Source organism: Bacillus sp. 166amftsu, assembly GCF_900107445.1.
Taxonomy (GTDB): Bacteria; Bacillota; Bacilli; order Bacillales; family Bacillaceae_G; genus Bacillus_A; species Bacillus_A arachidis.
The window spans coordinates 99,377-113,001 of record NZ_FNQA01000005.1; the positions used below are offsets into that span (position 1 = coordinate 99,377).

At 35.5% G+C, this 13,625-nt stretch carries 8 protein-coding genes and 3 pseudogenes; 7 read left to right on the plus strand and 4 right to left on the minus strand.

All coding sequences use genetic code 11. The features are described from left to right. Positions 1 to 138: 138 nt before the first annotated feature. Positions 139 to 330, plus strand: a pseudogene (locus BLV40_RS15285) (cation transporter dimerization domain-containing protein); the annotation flags it as partial. Positions 331 to 1,010: 680 nt separating this feature from the next. Here BLV40_RS15285 and BLV40_RS15290 read toward each other — a convergent pair. The 3 genes from BLV40_RS15290 to BLV40_RS15300 all read right to left on the minus strand — a co-directional run bounded on the left by BLV40_RS15290 (position 1,011) and on the right by BLV40_RS15300 (position 4,634). Further along, complete coding sequence (locus tag BLV40_RS15290) at positions 1,011 to 1,859, minus strand: DUF2935 domain-containing protein (protein ID WP_090691392.1); 849 nt, start codon at positions 1,857 to 1,859, stop codon at positions 1,011 to 1,013. Positions 1,860 to 2,253: 394 nt separating this feature from the next. Next, positions 2,254 to 3,831 (minus strand): FAD-dependent oxidoreductase, encoded by a 1,578-nt coding sequence (locus BLV40_RS15295; protein WP_026590690.1) that lies wholly within the window; start codon positions 3,829 to 3,831, stop codon positions 2,254 to 2,256. 356 nt (positions 3,832 to 4,187) lie between these two features. Then, on the minus strand, positions 4,188 to 4,634 hold the full coding sequence (locus BLV40_RS15300; RefSeq protein ID WP_026590689.1) for a GNAT family N-acetyltransferase: 447 nt from the start codon (positions 4,632 to 4,634) through the stop codon (positions 4,188 to 4,190). A gap of 682 nt (positions 4,635 to 5,316) precedes the next feature. Here BLV40_RS15300 and BLV40_RS15305 point away from each other — a divergent pair. The 3 genes and pseudogenes from BLV40_RS15305 to BLV40_RS15315 all read left to right on the plus strand — a co-directional run. Next, positions 5,317 to 7,035, plus strand: a complete 1,719-nt coding sequence (locus BLV40_RS15305) for an alpha-keto acid decarboxylase family protein (RefSeq protein WP_090691684.1) — start codon at positions 5,317 to 5,319, stop codon at positions 7,033 to 7,035. A gap of 239 nt (positions 7,036 to 7,274) precedes the next feature. Next, positions 7,275 to 7,613, plus strand: a pseudogene (locus BLV40_RS15310) (glucose dehydrogenase); the annotation flags it as partial. 124 nt (positions 7,614 to 7,737) lie between these two features. Further along, positions 7,738 to 8,373: pseudogene (locus tag BLV40_RS15315) on the plus strand (phosphotransferase); the annotation flags it as partial. A 323-nt stretch (positions 8,374 to 8,696) separates the two neighbouring features. Here BLV40_RS15315 and BLV40_RS15320 read toward each other — a convergent pair. After that, entirely contained in the window at positions 8,697 to 10,094 is a 1,398-nt protein-coding gene (locus tag BLV40_RS15320) for a sigma-54 interaction domain-containing protein (protein ID WP_090691395.1), read from the minus strand. A 247-nt stretch (positions 10,095 to 10,341) separates the two neighbouring features. Here BLV40_RS15320 and BLV40_RS15325 point away from each other — a divergent pair, with 247 nt between their 5' ends. From BLV40_RS15325 to BLV40_RS15335, 3 genes are read left to right on the plus strand one after another with little or no spacing between them, the layout of a single operon-like run. After that, complete coding sequence (locus BLV40_RS15325; RefSeq protein ID WP_051588537.1) at positions 10,342 to 11,346, plus strand: proline racemase family protein; 1,005 nt, start codon at positions 10,342 to 10,344, stop codon at positions 11,344 to 11,346. A 60-nt stretch (positions 11,347 to 11,406) separates the two neighbouring features. After that, complete coding sequence (locus tag BLV40_RS15330) at positions 11,407 to 12,648, plus strand: dicarboxylate/amino acid:cation symporter (protein ID WP_090691399.1); 1,242 nt, start codon at positions 11,407 to 11,409, stop codon at positions 12,646 to 12,648. Beyond that, on the plus strand, positions 12,642 to 13,619 hold the full coding sequence (locus BLV40_RS15335) for an ornithine cyclodeaminase family protein (RefSeq protein WP_090691404.1): 978 nt from the start codon (positions 12,642 to 12,644) through the stop codon (positions 13,617 to 13,619). Before BLV40_RS15330 ends, BLV40_RS15335 begins: the two co-directional genes overlap by 7 nt. Positions 13,620 to 13,625: the final 6 nt, after the last annotated feature.

The following is a 13,625-nucleotide window of genomic DNA, read 5'->3' on the forward strand; positions in this document are numbered from 1 at the left end:
CTCTTTAATAAAGCTCATCATTCGAGGTTTTGATGTATTACATATGTAATCTCATACTTTTTGATTTTCTTATACAAATTAGCGCGCGACATTCCTAATTTTTTCGTCGCAATGCTTTTGTTCCGATATGTGTCTTGCAAGGTTTGAAGAATGCGTGTGCGTGATCATGGTCACTATGTATTAATTGATATTAGAATTAGTGTTCCGGCATATTTAACTATCCAACAAGGACATGATATTTGTAGAGAGATAAAAAATACTATAATAAATCAGAACCCAGAAGTATATGAAGTACTAATTCATTTAAACCCATGGTATGAGGAGAAATAGTTTTATTGAATTTTAGATTTATAAAAGGAAATAGTCAGAGGATGTTTTTGTTAGTATTATTATCAGTTTTCCATTTTAAAATATGATCTCATATTAAATCAGATTGTAGCAGAGGCAATGGGAGGATTAATGCATGATACCTCAAACCAAATTGTATCCCATTGTAATACTATTAATGATATTATTTACAGTTACTTGGATTACCATCAATCGACGAATTCTCAGTCAGCCTGTAGATTAGGGGCTGATCCCGTATTTTGGGGTGTGAGGCAAAGGGTGGGGAAAGCTAAGCAAGGGGTTCCCCCCTAAATATACGTAAATTTATAAAATGTTTTTATTAAAGCATTGTTCTAAAAGAAAAACGAAAGATGACATTTAATAGGTCGTCTTTTTTCTTCAAAACATGTGTAAAATCTTCCTTAAGTTAACCTTTAATAATTAACATTCTTTATCATCCATGAAAGTAACTTTTTTATTATTCGTTTACTTTCAAATTCCTGAAACTATTGCCTACCGTCAATTTTCCTGAAATCCTCAATTTATCAAAAGAAATTATACATTAAAAATCCCTTTGGTAATATTTAATAAAATAATGTATGAGTCCATCATAGAGAAAGAAGTTAACAATAAACTGTTAACTTCTCAGCTTAAGGAAAAATAGTATCTTTTCTTATTTTTCACTATCTAGGTTGTGATTTAATATTGGTAAGATGAGCATCAAACATATCAATTATTTCAAGAAATCTATCAGCTTCACGAAATACATGGTCTGCTAATAATGGATGAATGATACTCTTTATTTTACATTGCTCAATTAAATCACGTGCCGTTTTCTTGAAATCACGAAGAGATGTAACTGACACACGATTTTGATCTAAAAATTGATCTAAAAGAGGCACTGTTTGAGATTGTGGTTTCATAGATTCTAAGTCGATTGCTTGATACATCAATTCATCAAAATCATTGCTAAAATTCCGGGCTGTATCTACAAGCTTTCTTTCCGATGGATCAAGAAGGTGACCAATAAATTTAGCATGGTCTGCCATAATCCTTAAAAAGAAAACATTTTCTTTAATAATAGCATCAGGAAGGGCATCTAATTTACCTTCATTTAATTCCATTAAACGGTTTCTGAAATAATTAGCTTCTCTACTTGTATGGTCCACTAACAGCGGAAAATTATTTTGTCCTGGCAATTTACATGTGAGAATTAATCCTAGAATTTTTCGTTTAAATCCCCAAATATTAGTTGCAGCTTGTTGTACTTCTGAATTAAATCTTTTTATTTGCCCAGGATCTGTTTCATTTGTATAGGAATATGCTATTTGTTCGATATGTTCAAACAATCGATAAAATTGATTAGCTTCTTCGATTAGTTGGGTATCCTCACATCTAAATCCTAATCGAAGAAAAAAAGAATGCTCCTTCATGATTCTAGACCAAAAACGAATTTCATTTAATGATCGTTCAACAAACATTACAGACGTAACACCCGTATCAGGGTGTAATGAGGTTTCATCCCTATTCATTCTTAATCCCCCCCAGTAAATACTAAGCTAGTTCTATTCTTATGAGTAAAAAAATATATATATACCATCAACAAAAGTTCATGATGATAATGATAAATCTCGTATACATGTAAAATTAACCTATCTTATCATTATCAGTAAGAAAAGCAAGCCCACTCCTTATACACAAATAGATAAGGAGTGGGCTTGCTTTTCTTCTGAAGTTTTCCTTAATGTATCCCTAGTTGATAGTGATGTGGTGGGTCCCCATATAACGAAGAACGAATGTAAATAATATAAATTCCCCAACATATATAATATATTGGGGGGATTTATATTAAACCATTTTATAAAATTAAGTCTTGATAAATATTTTTTCAAAACACGCTCTTTCTTTTTGGTTAAGTGTTTTTTATTAATAACCAGAGTCTTCTGAAGTAAGATTATCTAGCATTTTATAGTCATACTTTTGTAATGGCTTTTCAGCAGGCCCTTCAAGTACTTCTCCTGTATACGAGAATCGCGAACCATGGCATGGGCAATCCCAAGAACGTTCACCATTGTTCCATTCAACTTCGCATCCGATATGGGTACAAGTTGTATCTACAATATGAAGTTTACCTTCTGCGTCTCTATAAGCTCCTTTTCTATGTCCATCAATGTCAATGACAGCTCCTTCATCGTTAGATAAATCATGGATGCACTTTTGAGGAATTTCTAACTTTCCTTTAATTAAATGGCCAACAACATTTGCATTTTCTACTAAGAAGTTCTTTAAACTTGGATTCATGTGAAAACGAGAAGGGGTATACAATTCTCGGTATTTGTTCTTTTCTCTACATATAATATCTCGAAATAAAAGCGCCGCTGCGGTTCCGTTTGTCATACCCCATTTTCTGTATCCAGTAGCAATTAATATATTTTTCTGATCGGATGTAATTTCACCGATATAAGGAATTTTGTCTAGTGTAATTAAATCTTGAGCTGACCAACGGTATGCAATATTTTCAAGCCCAAAAACTTGTTGCCCGAATATTTCCAAGGCTTCATAATGTTTTAGTGTTTCTCCGCCTTGTCCCGTTTTATGACTTTCTCCAGAGATAAGAATAAATTTTTCTCCATTAATTGTTGTAGAACGGAGAGAGCGTGTCGGTTCATCTACACTAATATACATACCACCTGGATAATCTGTTTTTGTCTTAGCAGCAATTATATAGGATCGGTCTGCATGCATTCTTGTAGAGTAAAGTCCTGCGCCTTCATAAAAAGGGAAATGAGAACAAGAGAGAATATACTTTCCTGTAATTTTAGCTCCTCCACGGGTAAGAACTACAGGTTGTTCGCCTGTTTTTATATTTACTGCTGTGGTATTTTCAAAGATGTATCCACCTTTTTCTGTAATTATATTTGAAAGATGAGCTAAATACTTAAGGGGATGGAATTGTGCTTGATTTCTCATAACAAGTGCATTATGTATTTTTAAGTCAATTGGAAGTTTGTTTACAAGTTCGCCTTCAATACGAAGCTCTTTATAAGCTGCTGCTTCTTTTTCTAATTTAAATGCATATTCTTCTGTTGTGGCATACAGATAAGCATCTTGTTGAGTGAAATCGCAATCAATGTGATGTTTATTAATTGTGGCTTGAATGAATTTTAAAGCATCTATGTTTGCTTCATAATACAATCTTGCGGTAGTTTTTCCAGTATATTTGATAAGCTCGTCATAAATCATGTTATGTTGGGCCGTAATTTTAGCTGTCGTATGTCCAGTCGTTCCATTTAATAACTTGTCTGCCTCTATAACAGCGACTTTTAAACCTTCATTTACTAAAAGATAGGCAGAAGTAATGCCAGTAATTCCTCCTCCTACAATAATAACATCGACCTGCATGTCATTTTCTAAGGAAGGGTATTCTGGTAAATGAATACTGCTCGTCCAATAAGATTCGGTATTATGGGGTAATATTCCACTGTAATTCTCATTATTCGTCACTATAAATCCTCCATTCGATGTTTTATAGTTCTATTATTTCCACTTATTGGAGAGGTAAACTTTGAGCTTAGAAAACAGCAAATTGTGGCTGTATGGTATGTTCAATTTAGACATACTTTTATTTGAACATTGTTTTTGCTTTTAAATAAAGTTTATTCAAATTGATACTAATAACTTTGATAAATAATCATAGAAAAGAGCGTGTTTTGAAAAAAAGGTTAATCAAAACACGCTCTTAATATTTTCAGTTGGTTGATTCTTTTATAAAAAATTTTAATCATTTCCTATCTACATTGTTATACTATTGGACTCTTTTCTTTAATAAGTCTAATAGTCAACGTGGAGAATCCAAGTGCTCATAAAGAATACTTAGCTAACTGTTCACCCCAAGGTGATAATTCAGTTTCAATAAATCCTGCTTTTTTATATACAAATTTAGCTGTAAGGTTTTCAGGAGCATATCCAATCATTATTAAAGAAATGTTTGCGTAATTATTTCGTCTTATTTCATCAATAACCAGATATATAGCTTGTTTACCTATACCTTTCCCTTGAAATTTTTTATCAATCATAAGTCTATAAATCCAATAATTATTATCATCAGAATCTATCCCAAACATAGTAAATCCTATCATTTTTTCATCAAGATAAATACCTTTTGCATAGAAATTATCTAGAAATTGAATTTCTGCGATAGAATAGAGGTTGGATGTAATAAATGTTTGTTGTTCTTCTTTAACAGACAGTTTAATTGCTTCTTCCCAATTACTTTTGTCAATAGGTTTTAAATAAATTTTCTTCAATCTGATACTCTCCTTCTAATATTGAAGAGGAACCACGTAGTTTATGGGCTAGTGAAACGTTATCCTCTTGTTTTTTTGCCCAATCAAATAGAAATATTTTCTCATCGACAACGCCCCCTTAAAGGTACAATTAAAAATACGTTATTATATTCAATATAATTATATTCTTTCCTCTATATGTTATTAAAGCTCTAATTATTCATACCCAACCTCACTGTTAACTTAATAACCGTTATTCAATTAATTGGCTCTTTAACAGAATATTTTATTGTCATTCAATGGTTCCTTAATCGATTTTTCAATTCCAGAAGATGTTCTTTTTATTATAAATATGCCCTTTAGATCATCAAAAGGGATAATTTTTATTGTAAAAGAAGGTGCAATCATAATTCTAAATAACTGTTAATATAGCGATATTTGATAGATTTTGACACATTTAAAATGATTAAAGTTTCTTCAAAAAAGTATTCTTTTTTAACTTTTAAACCTTATCTCAAGCCTACAATTGTTTTGAATTATAAAAAATGTATCTTTAATAACAACAGGTTTTTGTATTAGTTAATTGCGTTTGATATACTGCTTTGGCTCAGTGCAACGGATAATGGGTTCAATTAAAGGGTATTATCAAAAAGAATACTATAAAACAAAACAGTTTAAGAAATAGATAAGGGGTGAACAAGTGGTGGAAAACATGATAAATGAGGATAACTTTGGTTTACAAAGGCAACCTTCTCAAAAAACGGTTGGTCAGTATTTATTCGATTGTTTAAAATTGGAGGGCATTACCGAAATTTTTGGTATTGCAGGGGACTATAATTTTACACTTCTTGATACTCTAGAGTGTTATAAGGGTATCCGCTTTATAGAAGGTCGGAATGAACTAAACGCGGGCTATTCTGCAGATGGTTATGCAAGAATTAAAGGGTTGTCTGCTCTTATTACAACTTTTGGAGTCGGAGAACTCAGCGCTTGTAATGCTATAGCCGGAGCTAATAGTGAGCATGTGCCAATCATTCATATAGTGGGTGCGCCTCCCGAAAATGATCAAAAAGAGCATAAGCTGATGCATCACACTTTAATGGATGGGAATTTTGATGTTTTTCGCAACATGTATGAGCAAATTACTGCATACACCGCGGTGCTTACGCCCGAAAATGCTAAAATTGAAATTCCAGCCGCAATTCGAATTGCTAAAGAAAAGAAAAAGCCTGTATATCTAGTTGTGGCCGATGATTTAGTAACCAAGCCGATTAAAACCCGTGTAGAGCCAACACCCCAGCGCCCAACATCTAATTTGAAGACTCTTCATGCTGCGGTGAATCATGTCCATAGGCTACTAGATCGTGCACATCGACCAGTTATACTGGTGGATGTAAAAACCATGCGTTTTGGTCTTCAAACGGCAGTTCAGCAACTGGCAGACACCATGAATGTTCCTGTTGCAACGATGATGTACGGAAAGGGAGGATTCGACGAAACCCATCCAAATTATGTGGGAATGTACTTAGGATCTTTTGGAGATTCTGAAGTTCAAAGTAAGGTAGAAAATGCAGATTGTATCATCGCAATTGGTATGGTATTGGCGGATACTAATACCGCGAGTTTTACCGCAAAACTAAACCAGCTGATAACGGTCAATATTCAACCAGATATGGTTAAAATTGCTGAGGCAGAGTATCCGAATGTTCTTGCAGCTGACATGTTACTTGCAATACAGAATGTGGGTTATAAGGGACAAGGTTTGGTAGAAAAAATGTCATTCCCTTACGACCAATTAAATGCTAACGCCGATGCCCCTCTAATAGCGGCCAACTATTATCCACGTTTTCAGCACATGCTGAAAGAGGAAGACATTGTAGTTGTCGAGACCGGGACATTCTATAACGGAATGGCAGAGGTGAGACTGCCGAGCGATGTAATATATATTGGGCAAGGCGGTTGGCAGTCCATCGGTTACGCAACCCCTTCGGCGTTCGGTGCTATTATGGCTGTGCCTGAACGGCGAGTGTTACTGTTTACAGGGGATGGAGCCTTGCAGCTGACAGCTCAAGAAATCAGTACCATGTTCTATTATGGATGCAAGCCTATAATTTTTGTCTTAAACAATGATGGTTATACGATTGAAAAATATTTGAATGTGAAAACAAAAAATCAAAAGTACAACAAAATTCCTCAATGGTCTTATACTAGGATAGCAGAAGTTTTTGGAGGTGACGCGTTTACCGTCACAGTTCGTACCTACGGAGAGCTTAATCAGGCAATAAACCAAGCTGAAATAGAAAGTACTGAAAAACTCTGTATTATTGAAATGATTGTAGAAGATCCAATGGACGCACCTAGATATATGCAACAGATGCGCAATCATATGGAGAAGCAGGAAATGCAGCGTACTCAGCAATAGTCTTGAATAGACCAGGAAGATAAGTCTAATTTTTTAAGAGGAATTCTGAAAAATTTACAGAAAAATTGTTAGGTGTATTTTAAAATATAAAGTTGATGAATGTTCGATATATTAGGAAGAAGCGTGTTTTGAAGAAGATAATCATAACACGCTTTTTTATATTCAATTGCCATCTCTTATTTGATACTAATAGCACAGTCCAAATCATATTCTTATAATAGAAAGGGGTGTAACGTTAATTGATAAAAGTAAAAGTTCGTTTACAACCCATTGTAAGTAAGATAAATCTACCCACCGTTTTAAGAACAACTATACTTCCAGGTGAATCAATTGAAAGATTATTTATTGCAACCCAAATAGGAGAAATCTTTTACATAGGAGATGGAGAAATAAGAACTTTTTTAGATATTCGTTCTCGAATCATAAAATTAGGGAAGTCTGAACAAGGTGGATCTGGCAGTGGATATGATGAAAGAGGATTGCTAGGGCTAGCGTTTCATCCACAATTTCATTATAATGGTTTGTTTTATCTTCATTATTCATTAGCTGAAACACAAGGACCGGGCGCTCTTTCTGAACACCCTAAATCTAGATTCTCCTGATTTCTTTCAACGCCGTTTTATCTTCTTGTTCTTGCAATTCTAAACTAGATAAAAATTACATATGATGGAGATTATAAATACCTATATTTTATGGGAATTAAAGTTTTTAGGGATTGATGAAAAAGATAGAGAGATATTATCATTTATTGAAGGAGAAGCTGGTAATTATCCTTTAAAAGAATACATGTGGTCTAATGATGTTTTAAAAGAGATAGCGAAGATGCTCCGTCTTTACCATGATGCTGTAAGTGACTTTCCGTTATCGGATGATTGGAAATTAATGGACAATACTCCAAATAAAATAGAGGTTGTATGCCACAATGATTTTGCAATATATAACATTATTTTTAATCATGAAAAACCAGTAGGTATTATTGATTTTGATGTTGCTGGTCCTGGTCCAAGACTCTGGGACATAGCCTATACTCTTTACACTTGTGTCCCCTTAAGCAGAGTGTATCATACTGAAATAGGTGAGGCAGTTTATTATAATTCATTACAGCATGCCGACCGTATAAAACAAAGAGTTAAATTGTTTTTTGAATCCTACGGTGAGGGCATGGAAGAAGATTATTTAGAGATGGTATTGTTACGATTAGAAGGGTTATGTAAATACATGAAAAGAAAAGCCAAAGAAGGCGATATAAATTTTCAAAAAATGATAGATGAAGGACACCTTGAACATTATCAAAACGATATTACATTCATTCGTGAACATGGAAAAGAGTGGATGTAATGAAATAAGTCTTATGCAAAAGTAAAGCTCAGGGTCATATAGGGACTTTGAGCTTTTTTTGCGTGTTATTTACTATGCAAATTAACCTGTGAATGAATATGTTATGTAGCCCGTTATTTTAGATTTCTCCGCAATAATTGAATTACTTAGGAGTAGCTTTATGGTTTTTTATAATATTTTCTTAACGGAAGGATTCTGCTGTTCAGTTTGTTGCCTGATCATTAAGGATTGGATTCGTAGTGTTTTATGAAGTGGGAAGAGATAGCAAGGTAAGCAAAACTCCAACTTGATAGAAGTAAGTTGGAGTTTTTAGAGGCATGGTATCAATTTTCTTCTTTATTGAATACAATCCCATACTTTTTGATTTTCTTATATAAATTAGCTCGTGACATTCCTAATATTTTTGCTGCAATGCTTTTGTTCCCATACGTGTCTTGCAAGGTTTGAAGAATGCGTGTTTTCTCTAGACTTTCTTTTTCGTCAGTAAGTGAAAGTACATCTTGGTTCACGGGGCCTGAAAAAGACCTTGTTTGCGGCAGTAGCTTGAGAATGTCTGATTCGTATATTTGGCTGCCTTCGTGAAGGACAATCAATCTTTCTATCATATTACGTAACTCGCGGATGTTACCTGGCCAAGAATATGCATGTAATTGCTTCGTTGCCTCTTGATGAACAAAAGGAGTTGACTTGTTATATTTAAAAGAAAATTCTTTTAAGAAATGATGAGCTAAGTAGGAAATATCATCCGTACGCTCACGAAGCGGCGGGATGCAGACAGCAAATACGTTGAGTCGATAAAATAAATCAGACCGGAAAGTACCGCTTAAAACCATATCTTCTAATATACGATTCGTTGCGGCAATAATTCTGACGTTAATTTTTTTAGGTGTTTGTCCTCCAATTCGATAAATCTCTTTTTCTTGTAAAGCTCTAAGAAGTTTCACTTGCATATCAAGTGGGAGTTCTCCTACCTCATCTAGAAATAACGTACCTCCGTCTGCTAATTCTATTTTTCCAGGTTTGCCTCCTTTAGCGGCTCCGGTGTATGCTCCTGATTCATAACCAAATAACTCGCTCTCGAACAAAGCATTTGGGATAGCGCCACAATTAATTGGAATAAATGCTTTCTTACTTCTTAAACTAGCATCGTGAATCGCTTGAGCAAAAAGCTCCTTCCCAACACCGCTTTCCCCAGTAATCAAAAAGGTCGCATCTGTCTTCGCGACCTTTTTCATGTCATGAATAATATGCTGGATTTCCAAGTTAGTTCCTTTTATGTTGCTGAAAGGATCATCTCTATTATTTTGAATTATTTGTTGTTTTAATTGCTGGAGTTCTTCAGATGTAGAGGATAACTTTTCATTTAATTTAATCGTAGCGGTAATATCTTGTTCGACGGACATAGAGCCAATTAGTTCATTGCTTTCATTATAAATAGGTGTTGTGCTAATCAATACATGTTTATCTGGCCGCGGGAGGTGATAAATATCCCGAACAGGTTGCTGACTCTCAAGGACTTTTAAATTCATAATATCTTCTTTTAAGAAAAATTCCTGAACATTCCTTCCGATAATATCTTCTTTCTTTATGTTATACATTTTTTCTGCTGCTTCATTCCAATAAAGCATTACTCCCTTCGTATTTACAATAGAAATTGCTTCTTCTACAGAAGAGAGAAGCGTATGCAATGTAGGAATCGCAAAAGAATCAGATTGTTTCATAGAATATCCTCCAATGATTTTATATGTAAACCCGATATAAAACGTATACAAAAGTAGACACTCGTAGACAGATTTGTCGCTAAAAGGATACAACTTTTTCAGGACAATGTAAATGAAATTGAATGAATATTAATAATGTTAGGTTAATTTATACTTGGCACGATACTTGCTAATAAAAAGGTAGGATACTTTTAAAATGATAAGTATTTCATAAAATAAGTGAATGACGATAATGGAGGGAAAAGGTATGAATATTAGTAAAATGTATACAACAATTGATGCACACGTAGCGGGGGAACCATTACGTATTATTACAGGCGGAGTGCCAGAGATAAAAGGAAACACACAATTAGAAAGAAGAGCTTATTGTATGGAACACTTAGACCATCTTCGCGAAGTTTTGATGTATGAACCAAGAGGGCATCATGGAATGTATGGTTGTATCATTACGCCGCCGGCAAGCCCTCATGCTGATTTTGGCGTATTGTTTATGCATAATGAAGGCTGGAGTACAATGTGTGGTCATGGAATTGTTGCGGTCGTCACAGTAGGAATTGAAACGGGCATGTTCGAAGTGACGGGCGACAAACAGAAGTTTATCATTGATAGCCCTGCAGGAGAGGTAATTGCGTATGCAAAATATAATGGAACTCAAGTAGAATCTGTATCATTTGAAAATGTACCTTCCTTTGTTTACAAGAAAGATGTTCCGATAAAGATTGATGGCTATGAATTTCAAGTAGATATTGCTTTTGGAGGAGCCTTCTATGCAGTTGTAGACAGTAAAGAATTTGATTTGAAAGTAAACTTTAAAGATTTATCGGCCATTCAATCGTGGGGCGGGAAAATTAAACACTATATTGAAAGTCAAATGGATGTAAAACATCCTCTCGAAGAAGGTTTAAAGGGAATATATGGCGTTATCTTTTCTGATGAACCAAATGAAAAAGATGCTACTTTACGAAATGTGACCATTTTTGCTGATGGGCAAGTAGATCGTTCTCCTTGTGGCACTGGTACTTCAGCTAGACTTGCAACTCTTTTTGAAAAGGATGCCTTGCAAAGCGGAGAAAGTTTCATCCATGAGTGTATCACTGACGGACAATTTATCGGTGAAGTATTGTCAGTGACAAAAGTAGAGGAATATGAGGCAGTTATTCCAAAAGTGACTGGGCAGGCGTTTATTACAGGATTTCACCAATTTGTAATGGACCCAAGAGATCCGTTGAAGAGAGGGTTTTTACTAGCTTAATGTTTTTTTAGAGTTGTTTTCTGCTTAGAAAACAACTCTTCTTATAAGGGGGGATTCAGGATGAAGTGGTGGAGGAAACAGAGTTTACCTATCAAAATTTTGATTGGGGCATTCATAGGGATTTTGCTGGGAGTAACACTAGGACCGAAAGTTGTCGCTTTAAAACCGATTGGGGATATCTTTATCCGTTTATTACAGATGATTATCGTTCCATTGACGTTTTTAAGTATTGTATCGGGAATTGCCCAGCTTGAAAATCCGAAAATGTTAAAATCAATCGGCGGTAGAATTTTCGTTTACTATGCAGTAACCGCTGTATTAGCCACAAGCATTGGTGTCGCAATAGCCTTTTTAATTAATCCTGGTAAAGGGGTTGAAGGCCTTCTTGAGAAAGGGAAGAACTTTAAGGCAGAAGAATTTAATTTTGTCGATAACATCACCCAGTGGTTTCCTTCTAACGTCATTCAGGCAGCCTCAGAGACGAATATGCTTCAAATTATTATCTTCGCAATTTTTGTCGGTATGGCACTCATTCTTCTTGGAGATCAAACGAAAGGAATTCGTAAATTAGCCCATGAAGGATCGGCATTAATGATTAAAATTGCTGAACTCGTTATTGGATTGGCCCCTTACGGCATTATGGCACTGATTGCTAATGTAGTTGGGACATTTGGAGCTGACATGCTCACGGCAGTCGTTAGCTATGTAGTAGCCGATTACTTGTCATTACTACTTATTTTGTTAATTATGTATCCAATTATATTGAGAACGATTGGGAAAATCAGTCCACTTTATTTTTACAAACAAGTGAGTCCAGCTATGCTTGTGGCTGCTAGTACAACATCAAGTAGTGCTACGCTTCCTGTAACAATGGAGGTAGCTCAAAAAAGACTTCATATACCTGAGAAAGTAGCTGGTTTTACGATTCCGCTTGGCGCCACTGTTAACATGAATGGATTATCAGCAGCACTAGGTGTTCTAGCTATCTTCGCATTAAACGTATACGGCATTCCAATTACGTTTGGCCTTATTGTACAAACCGTATTTCTAGGAATCGTACTTGCGGCGGGGTGTGCAGGAGTAAAAGGTGCAGATGTCATTACCGCAACGATCTTACTCTCGACGTTAGGCCTACCGCTCACAATTATTCCTATTATCGCAGCTGTGTCCCCGCTTGTAGACATGGGACATACAGTTGTAAATATTACAGGTGATTTAGTGGGGGCGCAGGTTGTGAATAAGAATATGGCATCTGGTGAAACAGTGGAGAAAGATTTAGAAAAGGGTGAGCAAACATGTTAGTCATAAGTACTGATGAACAAAGAAGTTTAGTAGATATGAGCGAAATAATTGAATATGCGGCCATTGCCTTAAAGGAGTTTTCGGCAGAAAGAACAATCACTCCTATTCGCTCCGCTTTGCCATTTGCGAATGCGCAAAATACCGCATTAATCATGCCTTCAGTAGCTGAAGAACTTGGGGCACTTGGATTAAAAGTAGTAACGGTGGCTCCAAATAATAAAAAAATAGGAAAGAAAACAATAAACGGGATTGTTATGCTATCGGATTTTCAAACGGGGGAACCACTTGCGCTTTTGGAAGGATCATACTTAACGATGATTCGAACAGGTGCCTTATCAGGTGTGGCAACGAAGCATCTAGCTCGTCAAGATTCGAAAAACTTATGTATTATCGGTACAGGAGAACAAGCGAAAGGAATTGCTGAGGCTGTGCTTGCTGTACGAGATATTGAAAAGCTTATCCTCTATAATCGAACAGAACAAAAAGCTGCCGAATTTGCTGTATATATACAAGAGAAATTTAGGAAACCTACCTACATATACTCAGATTCGAATGAAGCAGTACGTGAAGCAGATATTATTGTCACCACAACGAACTCTCACGCGCCAGTCTTTTCAGACACACTCAAACCTGGTGTTCACGTAAATGCTGTCGGTTCTTTCAGGCCGGAAATGCAAGAACTACCTTCTCATGTCATTTCTTCAGCCAATAAAGTAGTAGTAGAATCAAAAGAAGCAGCACTAGAAGAAACAGGTGACTTGCAAATCCCAATACAAGAAGGTGTTTTCAAAGAAAGCGATATCCATGCAGAACTTGGACAAATTATTAGCGGCGAACGAACTGGCAGGGAAACGGATCAAGAAATTACCGTATTTAAATCTGTTGGGCTGGCCGTTGTGGATATTGTAGTGGCGAAGTATTTGTATGAGAAAGCGATTGAAAATGGGGTAGGGAATAGGGTTCGGTTGTGAGTGTGG

Bases quoted from the DNA above. Each gene is read 5' to 3' on its own strand.
- BLV40_RS15320 (WP_090691395.1), bottom strand. From the start codon at position 10,094: ATGAAACAATCTGATTCTTTTGCGATTCCTACATTGCATACGCTTCTC.
- BLV40_RS15335 (WP_090691404.1), top strand. From the start codon at position 12,642: ATGTTAGTCATAAGTACTGATGAACAAAGAAGTTTAGTAGATATGAGC.
- BLV40_RS15330 (WP_090691399.1), top strand. From the start codon at position 11,407: ATGAAGTGGTGGAGGAAACAGAGTTTACCTATCAAAATTTTGATTGGG.
- BLV40_RS15325 (WP_051588537.1), top strand. From the start codon at position 10,342: ATGAATATTAGTAAAATGTATACAACAATTGATGCACACGTAGCGGGG.
- BLV40_RS15290 (WP_090691392.1), bottom strand. From the start codon at position 1,859: ATGAATAGGGATGAAACCTCATTACACCCTGATACGGGTGTTACGTCT.